The organism is Massilia violaceinigra (assembly GCF_002752675.1).
Classification (GTDB): Bacteria; Pseudomonadota; Gammaproteobacteria; order Burkholderiales; family Burkholderiaceae_D; genus Telluria_A; species Telluria_A violaceinigra.
Map to the genome: position 1 here is coordinate 3608674 of NZ_CP024608.1, position 21545 is coordinate 3630218.

At 62.5% G+C, this 21545-nt stretch carries 17 protein-coding genes; 14 read left to right on the plus strand and 3 right to left on the minus strand.

Annotated elements, in window-relative coordinates; translation table 11 throughout:
• Positions 1-7 precede the first annotated feature (7 nt).
• Positions 8-1069 carry an aldose epimerase family protein gene (locus CR152_RS16160; protein WP_099876014.1) on the plus strand — a complete coding sequence of 354 codons (1062 nt, stop codon included), beginning with the start codon at positions 8-10 and terminating at the stop codon, positions 1067-1069.
• A complete protein-coding gene (locus CR152_RS16165; RefSeq protein ID WP_099876017.1) occupies positions 1066-1929 on the plus strand; it encodes an SMP-30/gluconolactonase/LRE family protein in 864 nt (287 codons plus the stop codon). Before CR152_RS16160 ends, CR152_RS16165 begins: the two co-directional genes overlap by 4 nt.
• An 82-nt stretch (positions 1930-2011) precedes the next feature.
• Here the strand turns inward: CR152_RS16165 and CR152_RS16170 are convergent, their stop codons facing one another.
• Positions 2012-2506 (minus strand): RES family NAD+ phosphorylase, encoded by a 495-nt coding sequence (locus tag CR152_RS16170; RefSeq protein WP_267876242.1) that lies wholly within the window; start codon positions 2504-2506, stop codon positions 2012-2014.
• The gene (locus CR152_RS16175; RefSeq protein WP_099876018.1) at positions 2506-2952 is read right to left on the minus strand and encodes an Xre family toxin-antitoxin system antitoxin; all 447 of its coding nucleotides are present in this window, start codon (positions 2950-2952) and stop codon (positions 2506-2508) included. The genes CR152_RS16170 and CR152_RS16175 overlap by 1 nt, the downstream gene beginning before the upstream one ends.
• 224 nt (positions 2953-3176) lie before the next feature.
• Here CR152_RS16175 and CR152_RS16180 point away from each other — a divergent pair, with 224 nt between their 5' ends.
• From CR152_RS16180 to CR152_RS16215, 8 genes are all read left to right on the plus strand, one after another.
• Positions 3177-4916: an IlvD/Edd family dehydratase gene (locus CR152_RS16180; protein ID WP_099876020.1), complete on the plus strand. Its 1740-nt coding sequence runs from the start codon at positions 3177-3179 to the stop codon at positions 4914-4916.
• Positions 4917-5023: 107 nt separating this feature from the next.
• Positions 5024-6016, plus strand: coding sequence for an AraD1 family protein (araD1, locus tag CR152_RS16185; protein WP_099876022.1), 993 nt, complete (start codon positions 5024-5026; stop codon positions 6014-6016).
• Complete coding sequence (locus tag CR152_RS16190) at positions 6013-7584, plus strand: aldehyde dehydrogenase (NADP(+)) (RefSeq protein ID WP_099876024.1); 1572 nt, start codon at positions 6013-6015, stop codon at positions 7582-7584. The genes araD1 and CR152_RS16190 overlap by 4 nt, the downstream gene beginning before the upstream one ends.
• Positions 7585-7699: 115 nt before the next feature.
• Entirely contained in the window at positions 7700-8467 is a 768-nt protein-coding gene (locus CR152_RS16195) for an SDR family NAD(P)-dependent oxidoreductase (RefSeq protein WP_099876026.1), read from the plus strand.
• Between the two features lie 86 nt (positions 8468-8553).
• Complete coding sequence (locus CR152_RS16200; RefSeq protein WP_099876028.1) at positions 8554-10467, plus strand: glycoside hydrolase family 97 protein; 1914 nt, start codon at positions 8554-8556, stop codon at positions 10465-10467.
• A 33-nt stretch (positions 10468-10500) separates the two neighbouring features.
• Positions 10501-12048 (plus strand): alpha-N-arabinofuranosidase, encoded by a 1548-nt coding sequence (locus tag CR152_RS16205; RefSeq protein WP_099876030.1) that lies wholly within the window; start codon positions 10501-10503, stop codon positions 12046-12048.
• Between the two features lie 163 nt (positions 12049-12211).
• A complete protein-coding gene (locus tag CR152_RS16210; RefSeq protein ID WP_099876032.1) occupies positions 12212-13225 on the plus strand; it encodes an arabinan endo-1,5-alpha-L-arabinosidase in 1014 nt (337 codons plus the stop codon).
• 7 nt (positions 13226-13232) lie between these two features.
• Complete coding sequence (locus tag CR152_RS16215; protein ID WP_099876034.1) at positions 13233-15587, plus strand: glycoside hydrolase family 127 protein; 2355 nt, start codon at positions 13233-13235, stop codon at positions 15585-15587.
• A gap of 193 nt (positions 15588-15780) precedes the next feature.
• Here the strand turns inward: CR152_RS16215 and CR152_RS16220 are convergent, their stop codons facing one another.
• Positions 15781-16413 carry a hypothetical protein gene (locus CR152_RS16220; protein WP_099876036.1) on the minus strand — a complete coding sequence of 211 codons (633 nt, stop codon included), beginning with the start codon at positions 16411-16413 and terminating at the stop codon, positions 15781-15783.
• Between the two features lie 585 nt (positions 16414-16998).
• Between CR152_RS16220 and CR152_RS16225 the strand changes: the two genes are divergently transcribed.
• From CR152_RS16225 to yjfF, 4 genes are read left to right on the plus strand one after another with little or no spacing between them, the layout of a single operon-like run.
• Entirely contained in the window at positions 16999-17958 is a 960-nt protein-coding gene (locus tag CR152_RS16225) for an ABC transporter substrate-binding protein (protein WP_099876038.1), read from the plus strand.
• 8 nt (positions 17959-17966) lie between these two features.
• On the plus strand, positions 17967-19493 hold the full coding sequence (locus CR152_RS16230) for a sugar ABC transporter ATP-binding protein (RefSeq protein WP_099876040.1): 1527 nt from the start codon (positions 17967-17969) through the stop codon (positions 19491-19493).
• A 5-nt stretch (positions 19494-19498) separates the two neighbouring features.
• Entirely contained in the window at positions 19499-20533 is a 1035-nt protein-coding gene (locus tag CR152_RS16235; protein WP_167399999.1) for an ABC transporter permease, read from the plus strand.
• Positions 20530-21492, plus strand: coding sequence for a galactofuranose ABC transporter, permease protein YjfF (gene yjfF / locus CR152_RS16240; protein WP_099876044.1), 963 nt, complete (start codon positions 20530-20532; stop codon positions 21490-21492). Before CR152_RS16235 ends, yjfF begins: the two co-directional genes overlap by 4 nt.
• Positions 21493-21545 lie beyond the last annotated feature (53 nt).

Here is a 21545-nt window from a genome sequence, read left to right on the forward strand (position 1 = left end):
GAGCACCGTGCAAGCCAGTATCAAGCAAACCGCATTCGGCCATCTGCCCGACGGCAGGGCCGCCACGCTGACCACCTTGACCAACCCGAACGGGCTGGTTGTCAAGATCACCGATTTCGGCGGCATCATCACCGAAATCCATACGCCCGACCGCAACGGCACCCTTGCCGATATCACGCTCGGCTTCGACACGGTCGCGCCGTACGTGAAGGACTCGCCGTACTTCGGCGCACTGATCGGGCGCTACGGCAATCGCCTGCGCGGTGGCCGCTTCACGCTCGACGGCCAGGTGGTGCAACTGCCCACCAATAACGGCCCCAACCACTTGCACGGCGGCGAGCTGGGCTTCCACCGCGTGCTGTGGCGCGCCATTCCTTTCCAGGAAGGCGACTCGGTCGGCGTCACCCTGATCTACCGCAGCCCTGACGGCGAGCAGGGCTATCCCGGCACGCTCGACGTGACCGTGGTGTACGAACTGACCGCCGCCGACGAGCTGGTGGTCGCCTTCGATGCGGTGACCGACAAGGCCACGCCGGTCAACCTGACCCAGCACGCGTACTTCAACCTGGCCGGCGGCGGCGACATCCTCGGCCACGTGCTGCGTATCGATGCCGATGCCACCACGCCGATCGACCATACCCTGATTCCCACGGGCGAACTGGCGCCGGTGGCCGGCACCGCCTTCGATTTCCGCACGCCGCACGCCATCGGCGAGCGCATCGGCAACGATGACGAGCAATTGCGCCACGCCGGCGGCTACGACCATAACTTCGTGCTCAACAAACCTGCACCCAGGGCGACGACCCTGGCCGCGCGCGTGCACGAGCCGGTGTCGGGCCGGGTGCTCGAACTGTTCACGGAAGAACCGGGCGTGCAGTTTTACAGCGGTAATTTCCTCGACGGGACACTGAGCGGCAAGGGCCGGACCTACGGCTTTCGCAGCGGCTTCTGCCTGGAACCGCAGCACTTTCCCGATTCGCCCAACCAGAGCACGTTTCCGAACACTATCTTGCGCCCTGGTGAGGAATATGCGACTGTATCGCGGTACAAATTTTCGGTGGAGAAGTGATGCTTGAGCTAATGGTCGACGCAAAAAATGCGCTGGGCGAGTGCGTGCTGTGGTGCGAGCGCAGCGGGCGGGTGTTCTGGACCGATATTCTCGGTTCGACGCTGTGGGCGCACCATCCTGCCAGCGGCGCCACGCGCAGCTGGGCCATGCCGGAGCGGCTGGCATCGTTTGCCTTCACCGACCACGATCATCGCCTGCTGGTCGGGCTGGCGACGCAACTGGCGTACTTCGAGCTGGAAAGCGGGGCGCTCACGCCGATTTGCGAGATCGAGGCCGGGCTGACCACGCGCATGAACGACGGGCGCTGCGACCGCCAGGGGCGTTTCGTGTTCGGCACCTTCAACGAAGTCGAGCCGCGCCTGCCGATCGGCGGCTTTTATCGGCTCAACCGCGACCTGAGCGTGGAGCGCCTGCCGCTGCCGCACGTGGCGATTGCCAACAGCATCTGTTTCAGTCCCGACGGCGCGACCATGTACTACTGCGATTCGCCGGACCGGGTGATCCGCTGCTGTGACTACGACGTGGTCGGCGGCGCGCTGTCGAACCAGCGCGTGTTTGCGCAGGTGGACGGCGGGGGCGAGCCGGACGGGTCGTGCGTCGACGCCCGTGGCTATGTGTGGAATGCACAGTGGGGCGCGGGCAAGCTGGTGCGTTATGCGCCGGACGGCAGCATCGACCGCACCGTGGCGGTGCCGGCCAGCCAGCCGAGCTGCGTTGCCTTCGGCGGCGCGCTGCTCGATCAGCTGTATGTCAGCAGCGCGCGCGTGGGGCTGGCCAGTCCGGTGGATGCGGATGGCGGGCTGTTCACCGGGATCGTGCCGGGTGTGCGTGGTTTGCCGGAGAGCCGGTTTATTTGCTGATTGGTGTTTTCGGTGTTGCCAGACTGGGGCCAGGCCTCGCGCGGCGCAGATTAAACGCCGTAGATGCGCGCTCCGCTCGAGCTTATCGACATTTTTTCAGACGTGGATCATAAATATACTGCCGTACGACTTCTGCCGTGATCTGGCCGCTGGATCGATGAGCTGGGTTGATCAACACGTTGAATTCCTCGGGAATAATGACGGAAGGTACCAGTAGCAAAGGAGCGGAAACGCTCCGCAACCATTTGTCACCAAGATCGATGGTAGTCGCGCCGGGCGGCTCTGCCAGCCATGTCGGCGGCAGGACGGCGGGTGCGATGATTTCTCGCTTTCTCCATACGGCACCGGGAATGGCGATCCGTATGAGGAAGGCATTCCGCATGGTCGTGTTGTCGCCCACGCGCGTCAGTGTTTCCAGCGTAGCCAAGGCGATGGATGTGGCTGCGTACACGACAGGCATACCTTTGCTATTCCAACGCCCTCCGGTCGATTTGGCTCCGCCACCGCTCATGTCTGTTGCGTGGTATTGGGCGGTGTGCTTCGCAATTCGCCATACGATCTGGCAGCGCGGCCGCACTAGGCCACAACCCCGTGCTCAATCCGGCCAAGTGTATCCATGACGAGTTCGTAACCAACTTCGGTGTCGAGTAGCGACAGCGGGGATTCCCCGCCAAGTGCGCGATTGCTTCTGGTAATCCAACGGCGTGCGGAATTCTCATCTTCGAGGACATCGAGTGTGCGTTTCCAGACGCGGTCCGCCCTGTAGATGCGGTCCTGTTCAGTCGATGACAGCAACGCATTTTTGCTGATCCGTTCCCGTAAGGTGTTTCGCGGCAAGCGCAAGTGAACGAACAGGCTGTCCTGCGTGATTCCGAAGCGATTCGCCACGTCGCGAATAACACTGGCGGGCGTGCCGCTGCGCATCTCGTCGATGATTGCTGATGTGTCTCCCGCAAACAGCGTTTTCGCAACATCTGCAGAGGAACCTGTTTCTTCGATAATCGGCTTAATTGAGTAGGCCATGATTTCTCCAGTCAGACGGAATCGGCGAAGCACACAGAGCCCCCGGGTGCTTCCATTTATAACAATTAGACTCGCGTGACCGATCTTGGTTCGATATCACTATCGATATCACTTTCGCCAAAAAAGTGATTGGAAAGGCATCCCAAGAATCTTTAGTATTCCTCTATCGCTGACCGAACGACGACATGAGTTCGAGACGGCATCAGAATAACCAGGAGGAATACATGTCTGAGACGAAAAAGCCGAAACTGCGCTCCGCGGAGTGGTTCGGTACCCAGGATAAAAACGGTTTCATGTACCGCAGCTGGATGAAAAACCAGGGCATCCCCGACCACGAGTTTCAAGGCAAGCCGATCATCGGCATCTGCAATACCTGGTCCGAACTGACTCCTTGCAACGCCCATTTCCGCCAACTGGCCGAACACGTCAAGAAGGGCATCCTCGAAGCCGGCGGCTTCCCGGTCGAGTTCCCGGTCTTTTCCAACGGCGAATCGAACCTGCGCCCGACCGCCATGCTCACCCGTAACCTGGCCAGCATGGACGTGGAAGAATCGATCCGCGGCAATCCGATGGATGCGGTCGTGCTGCTGGTCGGCTGCGACAAGACCACGCCAGCCCTGCTGATGGGCGCGGCCAGCGTCGACCTGCCGACCATCGTCGTCAGCGGCGGTCCCATGCTCAACGGTAAGCTGAACGGCAAGAACATCGGCTCCGGCACCGCCGTCTGGCAGCTGCACGAACAGATGAAGGCCGGCACCATCACCTTGCACCAGTTCATGTCCGCCGAGTCCGGCATGTCGCGCTCGGCCGGCACCTGCAACACCATGGGCACGGCCTCGACCATGGCCTGCATGGCTGAAGCGCTCGGCACCTCGCTGCCGCACAATGCCGCCATTCCCGCCGTCGATTCGCGCCGCTACGTGCTGGCGCATATGTCGGGCATCCGCATCGTCGAGATGGTGCAGGAGGACCTGCGCCTGTCGAAGATCCTGACGCGCGAAGCGTTCGAGAACGCGATCAAGGTCAACGCCGCCATCGGTGGCTCGACCAACGCCGTGATCCACCTGAAAGCGATTGCCGGCCGCATCGGCGTGCCGCTCGAACTCGAAGACTGGACCGCCATCGGCAAGGGCACCCCGACCATCGTCGACCTGCTGCCGTCCGGCCGCTATCTGATGGAAGAGTTTTACTACGCCGGCGGCTTGCCGGGTGCGATCCGCCGCCTGGGCGAAGGCAACCTGCTGCCGCACAAGCATGCGCTGACCGTCAACGGCAAGAGCCTGTGGCAGAACTGCGAAGAAGCGCCGATCTACGACGACGAGGTGATCCGTCCGCTGGCCAAGCCGCTGATCGAGGATGGCGGCATCTGCATCCTGCGCGGCAACCTGGCGCCGCGCGGCGCCGTGCTCAAGCCGTCGGCCGCCTCGCCGCACCTGATGAAGCACCGCGGCAAGGCGGTCGTGTTCGAGGATTTCGATCACTACAAAAGCCGCATCCTCGATCCGGATCTGGATGTCGATGCCGATTCGATCCTGGTGATGAAAAATTGCGGACCGAAGGGTTATCCCGGCATGGCCGAGGTGGGCAACATGGGCTTGCCGCCCAAGCTGCTGGCCCAGGGCATCACCGACATGGTGCGCATCTCGGACGCGCGCATGAGCGGCACCGCCTACGGCACCGTGGTGCTGCACGTGGCGCCGGAAGCGATGGCCGGCGGTCCGCTGGGCATCGTGCAGGATGGCGACTTCATCGCGCTCGACTGCCACAACGGCAGCCTGAACCTGGACATTTCCGACGACGAAATGGCCAGCCGCCTGGCAGCCCGTGCCGGATCGCAAGCGCCGGTGGCCAAGAGCGGCTACCAGAAGCTGTACATCGACCACGTGCTGCAAGCCGATGAAGGCTGCGACTTCGACTTCCTGCTCGGCAGCCGCGGTTCGGCCGTGCCGCGCCATTCCCATTAACTGCGCCGGGTTCCAGGTCTGGCATCCACACAGGCTCATCCGCTTCGCGCTTGAGCCTGTGTCTGCATGCTGCGCCTGGAACCGCCCCAGCTTTCACCGGAGACTCCATGTTACTCGTCCAATTTACCAATGAAGCCGGCGCGCGCCGCGTTGCCGTGCTTGAGCAAGACCAGCTGCGCGTCGTCGATGGCTACGCCAGCACCTACGCCCTGGCGCGCCAGGCGATCGCCAGCACGACCAAACTGGCCGAACTGGCCGCTGCGGCCATCGGTGCCGAAGTCCATTCCTACGAAGCCGTCGCCACGTCAGGCCGACTGCTGGCCCCGCTCGACCACGCCGACGCGGCCCACTGCTACGTCACCGGCACCGGCCTGACCCATCTGGGCAGCGCCGACACGCGCGACGCCATGCACAAGAAGATCGGCGGCGACGTCGAGACCCTGAGCGACAGCATGAAAATGTTCCGCATGGGCGTGGAGGGCGGCAAGCCGGCCGACGGCGCGCGCGGCGTGCAGCCGGAGTGGTTCTACAAGGGAGACGGTTCGGTGGTGCGCGCCAGCGGCCAGCCGCTGCAAATGCCCGACTTCGCCCTCGATGGCGGCGAAGAGCCGGAAATCGCAGGTCTGTACCTGATCGGCGACGATGGCCAGCCGCACCGCCTCGGCTACGCCATCGGCAATGAATTCTCGGACCACGTGACCGAGCGCCAGAATTATCTGTACCTGGCCCACTCCAAGCTGCGCAATTGCGGCCTCGGCCCCGCATTGCTGGTCGGCGAATTGCCAGCCCACGTGGCCGGCACCTCGCGCATCATCGGCACCGATGGAAAAGTGCGCTGGGAAAAGACGTTCGTGAGCGGCGAGCAGAATATGTCGCACTCAATCGCCAATCTGGAATATCACCATTTCAAGTACGGCCTGTTCAACCGCGCCGGCGACGTCCACATCCATTTCTTCGGCACCGCCACCTTGAGCGTGGCCGATAACATCACGGTCCTGGCCGGCGAAACGTTCGAGATCGAATCTCCCGTTTTCGGTCCGGCCCTGCGCAACCGCCTCGAGCGTGAAACATCCACCTTTACGAAAGTGAACGCCTTATGACCATCACCGGTGAAGCACTGATTGGCGGACACGCAGTCCGCGGCAATGGCGGCTCCTTCCAGGCGTTCGATCCGTCCACGCGCGCGCCGATCGAGCCGGCCTTCCACATGGTCGACGCCGGCCAGATCGACGAAGCTTGCCGCCTGGCGGAAGCGGCGTTCGATCCGTTTCGCGCGACCAGCAATGAAGCACGCGCTACTTTCCTGGAAACCATCGCGGCCCAGATCCTGGAACTCGGCGACGAGCTGATCGTGCGCGCGATGACGGAGTCCGGCTTGCCGCGCGCCCGTCTCGAAGGCGAGCGTGGCCGCACGATGGGCCAACTGAAGCTGTTCGCCGACCTGCTGCGCGAAGGCTCGTGGGCCGATGTGCGCATCGACAGCGCCCTGCCTGACCGCCAGCCCTTGCCGCGTCCCGACCTGCGCCTGCGCATGATTGGCCTGGGCCCGGTTGCCGTGTTCGCGGCGAGTAACTTCCCGCTGGCGTTTTCGGTGGCCGGCGGCGATACCGCTGCCGCGCTGGCCGCCGGTTGCCCGGTCGTGCTCAAAGCCCATTCCGCCCATCCCGGCACGTCCGAACTGGTGGCGCGTGCGGTAGTCAAAGCGATTGAACTGTGCAAGCTCCCGGCCGGCGTGTTCGCGCTCCTGACCGGTACCGGCAACGGCATCGGCCAGGGCCTGGTGGCGCATCCGTCGATCAAGGCGGTTGGCTTTACCGGTTCGCGTTCCGGCGGACAGGCGCTGATGGGCGTGGCGGCGGCGCGTGCGCAGCCGATTCCCGTGTATGCGGAAATGAGCAGTATCAATCCCTTTTTCCTGATGCCGGAAGCGTTGGCCGCGCGCGGCGAGCAGATCGCCACCGCATTCGCCGCGTCGATGACGATGGGCGTGGGCCAGTTCTGCACCAACCCGGGTCTCGTGCTAGGGTTGAAAGGGCCGGAATTCGACCGCTTTGCCGAGAAGGCCGCGCAGGCGCTTTCAAGTATCGAGGCAGGGACGATGCTGACGGCAGGTATCGCCTCGGCCTATCAGAGCGGCGTGCACAAGCTGGCGCAGCACGAGGCGGTTGACGCGTTGAAGGAAGCGACGCACACCGAAGGCAAGGGCGGCCCGGCGCTGTTCCGTACCAGCGGCAAGGCTTTCCTGACCGAGCAGGCGCTGCATGGCGAGATTTTCGGACCGGCATCGCTGCTGGTCGCTTGCGACAGTGTGGATGAAATGCGCGCCATCACCGAAAGCCTGGAAGGGCAGTTGACGGCAACGGTGCAGATGGATGAGGGCGACACGGAACTGGTGCGTGCCTTGCTGCCTGTGCTGGAACGCAAAGTGGGGCGGATTCTGGCCAACGGCATGCCGACCGGTGTGGAAGTATCGACCGCGATGGTGCACGGCGGGCCGTTCCCGGCCACGTCGGATGGGCGCAGCAGCTCGGTTGGGACGGCGGCGATCCAGCGTTTCCTGCGGCCGGTGTGCTACCAGAACCTGGCGCAGAGCTTGTTGCCGGACGTGCTGCGCGATGATAATGAGGGTGTGTGGCGCCGGCGGGATGGGGCGTTGACGAAGGCTTGATAATGTCGCTCCCGTCGTAGTTCTTGCTTCGCCCCACTACACTCAGCCCCCGTCATCCCCGCCAAGGGGGCCGCCCAGGCCGGGGACGACGGCAGATAAAAAAGTTGGAGACACCATGAAAAAATCAGCCACCTACCCAAGCCTGCAAGGCAAGCGGGTCTTCATCACCGGCGGCGGCACCGGCATCGGCGAGTCGCTGGTTGCCTGTTTCGCGGTCCAGGGCGCGCAAGTAGCGTTTGTGGACATCGCGCGCGAGGCCAGCGAAGCGCTGTGCCTGCGCATCGCCGAATCCGGCGCGCCGGCGCCTGTCTTCCGCTACTGCGACATCACGGACATCCCCGCGCTGCAATCGACGATGGCCGAGCTGGCCACCCAGCTGGGCGACTTCGACATCCTGGTCAACAACGCCGCCAACGACCAGCGCCACCAGACCGAAGACGTGACCGTCGAATTCTACGACCAGCGCATCGCCATCAACCAGCGCCCCATGTTCTTCACCTGCCAGTCGGTCCTGGCCGGCATGAAGAAGAAGGGAGCCGGTTCCATCATCAACGTCGGTTCCATGTCGTGGCACGCGAAGAATGGCGGCTACCCGGTGTACACGTCCACCAAGGCGGCCACGGTCGGCCTGACCCGCGGCCTGGCGCGCGACTTCGGCGCCCATGGCATCCGCGTCAACACCGTCACGCCCGGCTGGGTCATGACCCAGCGCCAGCTCGACCTGTGGGTCGACGAAGCCGGCAAGGCCGACATCAAGCGCAACCAGTGCCTGCCCGGCCCGCTGATGCCGGACGATATCTCGGCCATGATCCTGTTCCTCGCATCCGATGACAGCGCCATGTGCACCGGCCAGGATTTCATCGTCGACGCCGGCTGGATCTGACCCCGGTTCCCGCCACGATCGCGGTATCTGCAAGGCTCGCCGGTCGCGCTGACCGCCACAGCCTTGCGCCCACATAAGGCGCACACATGTATATCAACAAGCACGGTTTCTTCCTGATGCTGTCGCTGGCGGCCGCCCAGGCCCAGGCGCTCGACAGTCCCGACCAGCGCATCCGGCTCAAGGTCGAACTGACACCGCAACAGACCCTGGTCTATTCGATCACGCGCGACGCAAAGCCGGTCGTGCTGGCGTCCAGCCTGGGATTGCAGCTGGCTGGAGCCGACCTGACCCATGCCCTGAGCCTGAAGCCGGCCTCCAGGGTGAGGCCGGTGAGCGATCATTACGAGATGGCGGTCGGCAAGAAGCGCAAGATCAGCTACCGTGCCAACGAACAAGTGTTCCCGGTCCAGAATGCGGCCGGTCAAACCATGGACCTGATTTTCCGCGTGTCCAACGATGGCGTGGCCTTCCGCTATGTGGTCAAGGGCGCCGATCCGGCCCGCAAGCAGTTCGTCAGCGAAGCGACCGGTTTCACCTTCGCGCCGGCGGCCACGGCCTGGCTGCAGCCGATGTCGGTGGCGAAGACCGGCTGGTCCGATACCAATCCGTCATACGAAGAGCACTACCAGCGCGAGGTTGCGGTCGGCACACCGTCGCCGTCCAAGGCCGGCTGGGTGTTTCCGGCGCTGTTCAAGAGCGGGGATACCTGGGTGGCGCTGACCGAGGCGGGCATGGACGGCTCCTTCCACGCGTCGCGCCTGCAGGCCGAGGCGCCGAATGCGAGCTACCGCATCGGTTCGCCGATGGACGCCGAGGTCTATACCGGCGGTAAGTTGCTGGCGGAAAGCAGCGCTGAACTGGTCACGCCGTGGCGCATCATCGCCCTCGGGTCGCTGGCCACCCTGGTCGAGTCGACCCTGGGGACCGACCTGGCGGCGCCGGCCATCGCGTTCGACAAGGCCAAGGTCAAGCCGGGCCATGCGGCCTGGAGCTGGGCCCTGCTCAAGGATGACGCCACCGTCTACGAGGTGCAGAAGAAGTTCATCGATTACGCCGCCGACATGCACTGGGATTACGCGCTGATCGATGCCGACTGGGACCGCAAGATCGGCTACGAGAAGATCAGGGAACTGGCCGCCTATGCCGCCACCAGGAAGGTCGGCGTGCTGGTCTGGTACAACTCCTCGGGCGCCTGGAACAAGACCGCGTATTCGCCCAAGGGCGCCTTGCTCACGCGCGAGCAGCGGGTCAAGGAATTCGCCCGCCTCAAGGATATGGGCATCAAGGGCGTGAAGGTCGACTTCTTCGCCGGTGACGGCGCCTCCATGATCGGCTACTACGTAGGCATCCTGAAGGATGCCGCCGCGGCCGGGCTGCTGGTCAATTTCCACGGTGCGACCCTGCCGCGCGGCTGGGCGCGCACCTATCCCAACCTGATGACGGCCGAGGCGATCCGGGGCCTGGAGTTCACCACCTTCGAACAGAAGGATCAGGATCTGGTCGCGCGCCATGTGGCGACCATCCCGTTTACGCGCAATCTGTTCGATCCGATGGATTACACGCCGATGGTATTTGGCGACATTCCAAAGATCAAGCGCGTCACCCGCAATGGTTTCGAGCTGGCCGAGTCGGTCCTGTTTCTGTCCGGCATTCAGCACTTCGCCGACACGCCCGAGGGCATGGCGAGCGCGCCAGCGTATGTCAAGACGCTGCTGCAAGAGTTGCCGCGCAGCTGGGACGCCAGCAAGTTCATCGACGGCTATCCCGGCACTCACGCCGTGATCGCGCGCCAGTCCGGCAAGGCCTGGTATGTGGCCGGCCTGAATGCCGACGACACGCCGCGCACGGTCACCATGGACCTGGGCTTCCTCGGCAAGCGCAAGGGAAAACTGATCAGCGATGGCAAGACCGAGCGCGAATTCACCGAATCGGAGATCAGCGGCGGCCAAGCCGTGGTCACCATCGAACCCCACGGTGGCTTCGTCGCTGTTTTCAAATAATTCTTTCAAAAAACTAGATCCTCAGGAGACTGTATGAAACTCATCAAGAAAAGCCTCGCTGTCCTGTGCATGGCGGCCCTGCCTGCCTTCGCGGCCAATCCCGTCAGCGTGACCATTGACGCCGGCAAGCCCGGTCCGGTCATCAACAAGAATGTCTATGGCCAGTTCGCCGAACACCTCGGTACCGGCATTTACGAAGGCATGTACGTCGGCACCGGCTCGAAAATTCCGAACACCAAGGGCTGGCGTAACGATGTCGTGGGCGCGCTCAAGCAGCTGCACGTGCCGCTGGTGCGCTGGCCAGGCGGCTGCTTTGCCGATGAATACCACTGGAAAGACGGTATCGGCCCGCGCGCCAAGCGCCCGGTCAAGGTCAATACCAACTGGGGCGGGGTGGAAGAGAGCAACGCCGTCGGCACGCACGAATTCTTCGACCTGGTCGATCTGCTCGGCGCCGATGCCTACGTGAACGGCAACCTCGGCTCCGGCACGGTGCAGGAAATGGCGGACTGGGTCGAGTACATGACGTCCGACAGCAAATCGAGCCTGGCCAATCTGCGCCGCAAGAATGGCCGCGACAAGCCGTTCAAGGTGGCATACTTCGCGATCGGCAACGAAGCCTGGGGTTGTGGTGGCAATATGACGCCTGAGCACTACACCAATCTGTACAAGAATTACGAAACAATGCTCAAGGCGCCGAAGGAAAACCGGCCGTTGATGATCGCCAGCGGCGGCAACGACTACGACATCAAGTGGACCGACGTGATCAGCAAGAACGCCAAGGCCCAGACCTCGGCCATCAGCTTCCACTACTACACCATCCCGACCGGCAAGTGGGAAGGCAAGGGCGCAGCCACTGGCTTTGCCGAGCCGCACTGGATCTCGACCCTGGCGAACACCTTGAAAATCGACTCGATGATCAGGAACAATATCGCCGTGCTGGACAAGAACGATCCGGAGAAAAAGATTGGCTTGTATGTGGATGAATGGGGCACCTGGTACGACGTCGAGACCGGCACCACGCCCGGCTTCCTGTACCAGCAGAACACGCTGCGCGATGCGGTGGTGGCTGCGCTCAACTTCAACATTTTCCACCAGCACGCCGACCGCGTTCATATGACCAATATTGCGCAGATGGTCAATGTGCTGCAGGCCATGATCCTGACGGAAAAGGACAAGATGCTCCTGACGCCGACGTATCACGCCTTCCACATGTACGTGCCGTTCCAGGATGCGACGTCCCTGCCGGTGAAGGTGGCGGACGACAAGGCCTACACGCTGGGCGAGACCACGATTCCGGGCATCAGTGCTTCGGCGGCGCGTGCGAAGGATGGCAAGCTGTACCTGTCGCTGGTGAATACGAATCCGGGCCAGCCGGCTGATGTGGTGGTCAATGTGGCGGGCAAGCAGTTGGCCGGTGCGAATGGCCGCGTGCTGACGGCAACGGCAATGGACGCGCACAACACGTTCCAGAACCCGCAGGCGATCAAACCGGCGCCGTTCAGTGCCAAGGCGAGTGGCGGTAAACTGACGGTCACGGTGCCGGCGAAAGCTGTCGTGGTGGTTGCGCTGGAAGGCTGACCGGCCAATTCTTTTTCCTGTTACCTTTACCCTGTGCTCCGTCATTCCCGCGTCAAGGCGGCACTCGGCGGGAATCCAAGTTTGTAGCGCAGTTACAGGCTAATCAACCAGACTTGGGTTCCCGCTACGCGGGAACGACGTATTTTCGTTCTTGGGAATTATTATGTGTCCACAGATTCAATCCCTTGCCTTCATCACCAGCCTTCTCTTTACCACCGCCGCCCACGCCAAACAAGTCAGCGTCCACGACCCCGTCATGGCCAAGGAAGGCAAGACCTTCTACCTGTTCAGCACCGGCCCCGGCATCACCTTCTACAGTTCCGCCGACATGCGCAACTGGAAGGAAGAAGGGCGCGTGTTCCCCGGTGAACCCGCCTGGGCCAGGAAAGCCGCTCCCAGCTTCAACGACCATATCTGGGCACCGGACATCTCCTTCCACAACGGTAAATACTACCTCTACTACTCCGTCTCCGGTTTCGGAAAAAACACCTCCGGCATCGGCGTGACCACCAACGCCACCCTGAACCCGCGCGCAGCTAACTACAAATGGGAAGACCAGGGCATGGTCCTGCAATCGATTCCCGGGCGCGACAACTGGAACGCCATCGACCCCAACATCGTCGACGACAGCAGCGGCACGCCGTGGATGTCGTTCGGCTCCTTCTGGAGCGGCATCAAGCTGGTCAAGCTCGACGCTTCCCGCACGCGCCTGGCCGAGCCGCAGGCCTGGCACACGATCGCCCAGCGCACGCGGCCGGCCGGCATTCCCGATGAAGAAGCCGGCCCGGCCGAAATCGAGGCCCCGCACATCCTCAAGAAGAACGGCTACTACTACCTGTTCGTTTCCTGGGGCCTGTGCTGCAAGAAAGAAGCGAGCACCTATCACGTGGTGATGGGCCGCTCGAAGGAAGTCACCGGCCCCTATCTCGACCGCGCCGGCAAGGACATGGCCAAGGGCGGCGGCTCGCTGCTCATCGAAGGCAATGCGCAGTGGAAGGGTGTCGGCCACAACAGCGCCTACAGCATCGACGGCAAGGACCTGCTGGTCATGCACGCCTATGAAACCGCCGACAACTACCTGCAAAAGCTCAAAATCCTCGATATGAAATGGGACAAGGATGGCTGGCCCTCGGTCGATGCGCAAGACCTGAACCGCTACCAGAGCAAGCAACAATAAGGGCGCCATGAAACACCTCCTTGCAGCCGCGCTGATGGCGGCGTGCGTGCTGCCGGCCGTCGCCGCCGAACGCTTTGCGCTGGCCGACGTGCGCCTCACCGCCAGCCCCTTCCTCGACGCCCAGAACACCAACCTGCGCTACCTGATGGCGCTCGAACCAGACAAGCTGCTGGCGCCGTTTCGCCGTGAAGCCGGTCTTCCGCTCAAGCAGGAAAGCTACGGCAACTGGGAGTCGAGCGGGCTCGACGGCCACATGGGAGGCCATTACCTGTCCGCCATGGCGCTGATGTACGCAGCCAGCGGCGACAGGGAAGTGCTGGCACGCCTGAACTACACCATCGCCGAACTCAAGAAGTGCCAGGATGCGAACGGCAACGGTTATCTGGGCGGCATTCCGGGCGGGAGCGATGCATGGCAGGCCGTCGCCAAGGGCAAGCTGGAGGCGGACAACTTTTCGGTCAACGGCAAGTGGGTGCCCTGGTACAACCTTCACAAGGTCTACGCGGGCTTGCGCGACGCCTATCATTACGCCGGCAACGAGGACGCGCGCGCGATGCTGATCGCGCTGTCGGACTGGGCCTTGAAGCTGACCACCACGCTCACGCCGGAACAGATGCAAGCCATGCTGCGTAGCGAGCACGGCGGTATGAACGAAGTCTTCGCCGACGTTTATCAGATGACGGGCGACAAAAAATACCTTGAACTGGCGAAGCGCTTTTCGCACCAGGCGATCCTGGACCCGCTGCTGAATTCCCAGGACAAGCTGACCGGCCTGCACGCGAACACGCAAATTCCGAAGGTCATCGGCTTTCAGCGCATCGGCGAGCTGAGCGGTGATCCGAAGTGGCACGATGCCGCCCGCTATTTCTGGACCACGGTACGCGAACGGCGCACGGTCGCCATCGGCGGCAACAGCGTCAAGGAGCACTTCCACGACGATCAGGACTTTTCGCCGATGGTGAATGAGGTTGAGGGCCCCGAGACGTGCAACACCTACAACATGCTGCGCCTCACCGAGATGCTATTCCTCAAGGACCAGCAGGTGCGCTACACCGATTATGTGGAGCGGGCGCTGTACAACCACATCCTGTCGTCGCAGCGGCCCTCCGACGGCGGCTTCGTGTATTTCACGCCCATGCGGCCGAATCATTACCGCGTGTATTCGCAGGCCGACAAGGCAATGTGGTGCTGCGTCGGGTCCGGTATCGAAAGCCAGTCGAAGTACGGCGAATTCATCTATGCGCACGACGGCGACGCGTTGTTCGTCAACCTGTTCATTCCCTCCACCTTGCACTGGCGCGCGCAGGACGTGAAGCTGAGCCAGACGACCCGGTTTCCGGACGAAGGCAAGACGCGGCTGACGATCGAATCGGACAAGCCGTTCACGCTCAAGCTGCGCTATCCCGGCTGGGTCAAGCGCGGGGCGATGCAGGTGAGGGTCAACGGCATGGCGGTGAAGGTGGACGGCGAACCTGGCGCATACGTGAGCCTGCGGCGCGCGTGGCGCAAGGGCGACACGGTCGATGTGACCTTGCCGATGCGCACGACGCTGGAGCAAATGCCCGACAAGACCGATTATTACGCCGTCCTGCACGGTCCGATCGTGCTGGCGGCCAAGACCCAGTTGTTCGCGGACGAAAAACTGAACTTTGCCGCGGATGCGTCGCGCATGGGGCATATTGCGGCGGGGCCGGTGTGTCCGCTGGAGGCCGCGCCGATTTTTGTGAGCAATACGCGTGATTTTGTCGCCCGGTTCAAGCCGGTCAAGGGCGCACCGCTGACGTTCACCGCGCCAGGGCTGATCCAGGGGAAGGGCGCCGGCAGCTTGCGCCTGATTCCGTTTTTCCGGCTGCACGATTCGCGCTACATGGTGTACTGGCCTTACTCGACGCCTGCCAATCTGGCGGTCACACAGGCTGCCACGGCCAGGGGAGAAGCCGAACGGCTTGCGTTGAATGCCTTGACCATCGACCAGGTGGCGCCCGGCGAGCAGCAGCCCGAGTCCGATCACGGCTATCAGGCCGATGGGGGTGACGCCGGAGTGAATAAAGGCAAGCATTGGCGACATGCGAGCGGGTGGTTCAGTTACGTGCTGAACGATCCCAAGCTCGAAGCGGCGGCGCTACGGCTCAGTTTTTCGACGCTGGACGCCGGGCGCAAGTTCGATGTGGTGGTCAATGGCGCGACGATCGCGGCCCTGCAGCTCGATGCACCGCCGGGGCCGGAGGTGTATACGCGGGATATCGCGATTCCAGCCGCAGTCGTGGCGGGGTCGGGGGGCAAGCTGACGGTGAAGTTTGTTGCCAAGCCAGGTTCGGTGGCGGGAGGACTATACGGTTTGCGACTATTGCGAGGCGGGTGAGGGGACAAGAAAGCCGGGTTGACCGGCTTTTTGCGGCCGCTACCAGTATCGAACGTTGTTCATTCTGACTGTTTGCGGTCCGGACCTATTCGCTTGCTTCGAATTCGGCTGGTGGACGAACCCAAAAACGAACGCTGTCCTGGACTGCGTGGATGGGATAGTCCTTGAGCTCGCTCAGAAAAACGCGGTTCGCCTAAACGGGGGGCATTTGGGGCGCATAGGCTTCGACGAAAAATCCGCGCCAATCCCCAGTGAGACTATGGTGCACAGGTCGGTCGCCAGGGTTATAGGCTGTGGTGAAGGTAAGCCGATGTTCTTCATTCGGTCGAATATTATCGTAGATCAGTATTGACGAATACGGATCGCCTTCCTCATAGCCGTAGGCGACGACCTGGTGATCGTTGTGGAACTCGAAGATGCTTCTGGATTTGGTCAGAGCGAGTGCGCAGGGCTGACCCTGGTCAATCAAACTTTTCAGCAGCGGAAATTCTTGTTCGCGGGTAATTCGGCCTATGCCCTTGCTAAACCAGGTCGGGTGGTCGGCAAGGCGCATGAAATCAAAATATTTAAATGCGTTTGCCAGGATGCTTTGGATCAGCCGGTTATAGATATAGTCCCCAAGGGGTGTGCCATCGGCCGGAAGCGAGGTATCCTGGGGTATCGGCAGGTTGTTGTGCCAATAGTCGAGCGCCGCGAACGCCATGCCGCCGCAGCGGCCGTAGGTAGTAATGTCGATGCCAAGTGCGGGAACCCTGACAACGTGGTTGACAAATTGATTGGCGAATTTAAAACCGTGGTGTGCCGGATGAAATGAAGTTATGCTCATTTTGTTCACCTTGGATTTCTGGTATTCTTCATAATTGCGTGGAACATGCTATGGGGCGGCGGGCCCGTGTATGTCAATCATCATTTAATCTCCTGTTTCCGCAGTTCGCGATTGCATCAAGTATGTGACAGGCATTATTTCGAATGTCTCTTGACGAGCGAATGAATGCAGTGTAGGCGGGGCGGTGCGCATCAGCTTTGAGTCGCCACAACGAATAAAGCCTGTTCGTTTCAACAATAATTCCACGCCTGCCATTACATTTCATCTCGATAAACATCCGGAATATTCCCGGCGTAATGCCGGGTATTTGAGGACGATTGGTTTTTATTTTCCCGATTAAATTATTCCGCATGAAGATGCCAGACTCGAGATTGCAGCGCGTCAACTGATGCTGGATATTTTTGCCTGCTCAGCCCGGAAGCCGGCCTGGCCAGGCGGCGGGCGTGGGACGTTGAAGGGTCTATCCGATATCGATTTCGATATCGGATACGTCAAAAAATTGATTGGATGACTATGTGACTTTCTCCTAATATAGGGTAATAAAAGGAGTCCCGAATTCCACCCCTACAAAAACAGGAGACACACATGAACACCACCCGCAGGGCCGTTCTGGCCACCGCATTGCTCGGCGCTTTCCCCACTATTCCCGCTCTTGCCGCTAAGCCGCTGACTATCGGCTTTTCCCAGGTCGGCGCCGAAAGCGAATGGCGCACCGCCAATACCCTGTCGATCAAGGATGCCGCCAAGAAGGAAGGCATCAACCTGAAATTTGCCGACGCCCAGCAGCGCCAGGAAAACCAGGTCAAGGCAATCCGCTCCTTCATTGCCCAGCGCGTCGATGTGATTGCGTTCTCCCCGGTCGTGGAATCGGGCTGGGAAACCGTGCTGCGCGAAGCCAAGGCCGCGAAAATCCCTGTTATCCTCACCGATCGTGCCGTCAACGTCACCGATCAATCGCTGTACGCCGCCTTCATCGGTTCCGACTTCGTTGAGGAAGGCCGCCGCGCCGGCCGCTGGCTGATCGAACGCGCCGCCAAAACCCCGGATCGCACCTTCAACATCGTGGAACTCCAGGGGACCGTCGGCTCGGCGCCAGCCATCGACCGCAAGAACGGCTTTGCCGAAGTCATCGCCGCCAATCCCAAGCTGAAGATCACGCGCTCCCAGACCGGCGACTTTACCCGCGCCAAGGGCAAGGAAGTGATGGAAGCTTTCCTCAAGGCGCAGGGCAAGAGCATCAATGTGCTCTACGCGCACAACGACGACATGGCCATCGGCGCCATCCAGGCGATTGAAGAGGCAGGCCTCAAGCCCGGCGTCGATATCCTGGTGATCTCGATCGACGGTGTGAAGGGGGCGTTCCAGGCCATGATCGCCGGCAAGATGAACGTCACGGTCGAGTGCAGCCCGCTGCTCGGGCCCCAGCTGATGTCGATCGCGCGCGATGTCGTGGCAGGCAAGCCCGTGCCGAAGCGCATCACAACGGTCGAGGGCGTGTTCCCGGCTGAAGTGGCTGCCAAGGAACTGCCAAACCGCAAATACTAGGCCGCGCCATGAGTGAGGCAATGCAAGCCGCCGCTCCGGTGCTGGAGCTGCGCGGCATCAGCAAGCAATTTCCCGGCGTGAAGGCTCTGAGCGATGTGGGCCTGAAACTCTACGCGGGCGAAGTCCACACCCTGATGGGCCAGAACGGGGCCGGCAAGTCCACCCTGATCAAGGTGCTGACGGGTGTGTATGCGCCCGACAGCGGCACCATCGTGATGGAAGGGCAGGAGATCCGCCCGGGCTCGACCCAGGATGCGCAGCGCCTCGGCATCAGCACGGTGTATCAGGAAGTGAACCTGTGCCCGAATTTGTCGGTGGCCGAGAACATTTTCATCGGGCGCTATCCGCGCAAGTTCGGCATGGTGGACTGGGCCGGCATGCGCGCGCAGGCCGCGGTCTTGCTGGAACAGCTCGAAGTGCGCATCGACGTGCGCGCCCTGTTGGCCAGCTTTCCGTTGGCGATCCAGCAGATGGTGGCCATTTCCCGCGCGCTTAACATTTCCGCGCGCGTACTCATTCTCGACGAACCGACCTCCAGCCTCGACGAAGCGGAAGTGCAACTGCTGTTCCGTGTGCTGCGCAAACTGCGCGACCAGGGCATGGCGATCCTGTTCGTCACCCACTTCCTCGACCAGACGTATGCGATCTCGGACCGCATCACTGTCATGCGCAACGGCGAACGCGAGGGCGAATACGCCTGCGCCGAACTGTCGCGCCTGGCGCTGGTGAACAAGATGGTCGGCGCGCCCGATGCCAGCGAGCATCCGGCCGAGATGGTCCATGCGAGCGCCGCACAGGCAGCGCCAGCGACCTTGCTGCAAGCCCGCGGCCTGGGACGCAAGGGCGCGCTGGCGCCGCTCGACCTCGACATCCGCGCCGGCGAAATGCTGGGCCTGTGCGGGCTGCTCGGTTCCGGCCGCACCGAGGTGGCGCGCTTGCTGTTCGGGGCCGACAAGGCCGACAGCGGCACGATCCGCATCGGTGAACGCAGCCACCCCTTCGGCTCGCCGCGCGACGCCATCGAAGCCGGTATCGGCTTTTGCTCGGAAGACCGCAAGCACGAGGGCGCGATTCTGGAGCTGTCGGTGCGCGAGAACATGATCCTGGCGCTGCAAGCGCGCGCCGGCATGCTGCGCGCGATTCCCTTGCGCCAGCAGCAGGCGCTGGCGCAAGACTATGTTAGGTGGCTGGGCATCAAGACGGCCGATATCGAAACACCGATTGGTTCGCTGTCCGGCGGGAATCAGCAGAAAGTGCTGCTGGCGCGCTGGCTGGTGACGGCGCCGGCGATGCTGATCCTCGACGAACCCACGCGCGGCATCGACGTGCGCGCCAAACAGGAAATCATGGATTACGTTAGTGGACTTTGTCGCAAAGGGATGGCAATTCTGTTCATCTCCTCCGAACTACCCGAAGTTCTGCGCTGCAGCGACCGCCTGGTCGTACTGCGCGACCGCAAGGCGTGCGGCGAATACCAGCGCGGCGAACTGGACGACACGTCGGTGCTGCAAGTCATTGCCGGAGAAACGGCGTGACGGCCGTGGCGGCACAGGCCGCATCGAAAGACGACGCGTCGGCACCGCCGGCGTCGCTGCTGCGCCACCCGCTGTTTCGTCCGCTGGCGGCGCTGGCGGTCCTGCTGCTGATCGACCTGATCGCCATCCCCGGCTTTTTTCATCTGTCGATCAAGGATGGCCATTTGTACGGCAGCCTGGTCGACATCGTCAACCGCGCCGCGCCGCTGATGCTGGCCGCGCTCGGCATGACCCTGGTGATCGCCACGCGCGGCATCGATATTTCGGTCGGCGCCGTGGTGGCGCTGTCGGGAACGGTGGCGGCGATGCTGATCGGCGGCGGTCCGCAGGCCGAGCTGCCGCTGATATGGGCGATGGCGGCCGCCATGGGCGCGGCCCTGCTGTGCGGACTGTGGAACGGGGTACTGGTCTCTGCGCTGGGTTTACAGCCGATCGTGGCCACCCTGATCCTGATGGTGGCGGGCAGGGGACTGGCGCAGTTGCTGACCGACGGGCAAATCGTCACCGTCTATTACGAACCCTTCTTTTTCCTTGGCGGCGGCTACTTTGCCGGCCTGCCGTTCTCGCTGACGGTGGTGGCGGTGGTGTTCGCGGTCATCGCGCTGATGATGCGCAAAACCGCGCTCGGCCTGTTTATCCAGGCGGTCGGCATCAATCCGGTGGCGGCGCGCCTGGCGGGCCTGAGGACGGCGTCGCTGATCATTTTTGTCTACGTGTTCTGCGCCGCCTGCGCCGGGCTGGCCGGATTGATGATCAGTTCCAACATCAAGAGCGCGGACGCGAACAATGCCGGCCTGCTGCTCGAACTCGACGCCATCCTGGCCGTCACCCTGGGCGGTACCTCGCTCGCGGGCGGCAAGTTCAGCCTGGTCGGCAGCGTGATCGGCGCGCTCATCATCCAGACCCTGACCTACACCATCTACTCGCTGGGCGTGCCGCCGGAAGTGAACATGGTGGTCAAGTCGGTTGTCGTATTTCTCGTGTGCCTGTCGCAATCGGCTGAGTTCAAACAATTGTTTTCGCGTGCGAGGGCTGCATGAAATCGCCTTACTTCACCCCGCTGGTCACGGTCGTCCTGCTGCTGGCCATGCTCGGCATCGGCGGCGCCGTGTATCCGGGCTTGCTGTCGGTCCAGGTCATCCTCAATTTGCTGATCGACAATGCGTTCCTGCTGGTGCTGGCCATCGGCATGAGCTTTGTGATTCTGTCGGGCGGCATCGACCTGTCGGTCGGCTCGGTGCTGGCGCTGGCGACCATGATGTCGGCCTGGCTGCTGCAGGTGGCGCACTGGCCGCCGCAGGCCGTGATCGCGCTCGTGCTGTTGCTGGGCGCGCTGTTCGGCGGCGGCATGGGCGCGATGATTCACTACTTCAAGCTGCAACCGTTCATCGTGACCCTGGCCGGCATGTTCCTGGCGCGCGGCCTGTGTTACCTGATCAGCATTAACTCGATCACCATCGAGGACCCGCTGTACCTGGCCATGTCGCAAACCCAGCTGGGCTTTTTGGGCGGCTTTGTCTCGCCGAGCGCGCTGATCGCGCTGCTGATGCTGGCGCTGGCCATTTTCCTGGCCCACTTTACCGCCTTCGGGCGCGGCGTGTACGCCATCGGCGGCAACGAGCAGTCGGCCCTGATGATGGGCTTGCCGGTGGCGCGCACCAAGGTGCTGGTGTACGCCTTCAGCGGCTTTTGCGCGGCGCTGGCGGGGGTGCTGTTCTCGTTCTACATGCTGTCGGGCTACGGCCTGCATGCCCAGGGCACCGAACTGGACGCCATCGCGGCGGTCGTCATCGGCGGCACCTTGCTCAGCGGCGGATATGGCTATGTGGCGGGCGCGCTGTCCGGCGTGCTGGTGCTGGGCACGATCCAGACCTTGATCGCCTTCGACGGCACGCTCAGCTCGTGGTGGACCAAGATCGTCATCGGCGCCTTGCTGTTCGTGTTCTGCGTGGTCCAGCGCCTGATGGCCATGGGCGCTGCACGGCGCGCGGCGGCTTGACGCGGCCTGGCCGGGCCTGGCCTCATTTTAACTAATTACAACGGGAGACAAGC

Excerpts from the sequence above, each read along its gene's own strand:
- CR152_RS16210 (WP_099876032.1), top strand. The coding sequence starts at position 12,212 with ATGTGTCCACAGATTCAATCCCTTGCCTTCATCACCAGCCTTCTCTTT.
- CR152_RS16190 (WP_099876024.1), top strand. The coding sequence starts at position 6,013 with ATGACCATCACCGGTGAAGCACTGATTGGCGGACACGCAGTCCGCGGC.
- araD1 (WP_099876022.1), top strand. The coding sequence starts at position 5,024 with ATGTTACTCGTCCAATTTACCAATGAAGCCGGCGCGCGCCGCGTTGCC.
- CR152_RS16220 (WP_099876036.1), bottom strand. The coding sequence starts at position 16,413 with ATGAGCATAACTTCATTTCATCCGGCACACCACGGTTTTAAATTCGCC.
- CR152_RS16205 (WP_099876030.1), top strand. The coding sequence starts at position 10,501 with ATGAAACTCATCAAGAAAAGCCTCGCTGTCCTGTGCATGGCGGCCCTG.
- CR152_RS16225 (WP_099876038.1), top strand. The coding sequence starts at position 16,999 with ATGAACACCACCCGCAGGGCCGTTCTGGCCACCGCATTGCTCGGCGCT.
- CR152_RS16230 (WP_099876040.1), top strand. The coding sequence starts at position 17,967 with ATGAGTGAGGCAATGCAAGCCGCCGCTCCGGTGCTGGAGCTGCGCGGC.
- yjfF (WP_099876044.1), top strand. The coding sequence starts at position 20,530 with ATGAAATCGCCTTACTTCACCCCGCTGGTCACGGTCGTCCTGCTGCTG.
- CR152_RS16215 (WP_099876034.1), top strand. The coding sequence starts at position 13,233 with ATGAAACACCTCCTTGCAGCCGCGCTGATGGCGGCGTGCGTGCTGCCG.
- CR152_RS16195 (WP_099876026.1), top strand. The coding sequence starts at position 7,700 with ATGAAAAAATCAGCCACCTACCCAAGCCTGCAAGGCAAGCGGGTCTTC.
- CR152_RS16200 (WP_099876028.1), top strand. The coding sequence starts at position 8,554 with ATGTATATCAACAAGCACGGTTTCTTCCTGATGCTGTCGCTGGCGGCC.
- CR152_RS16175 (WP_099876018.1), bottom strand. The coding sequence starts at position 2,952 with ATGGCCTACTCAATTAAGCCGATTATCGAAGAAACAGGTTCCTCTGCA.
- CR152_RS16180 (WP_099876020.1), top strand. The coding sequence starts at position 3,177 with ATGTCTGAGACGAAAAAGCCGAAACTGCGCTCCGCGGAGTGGTTCGGT.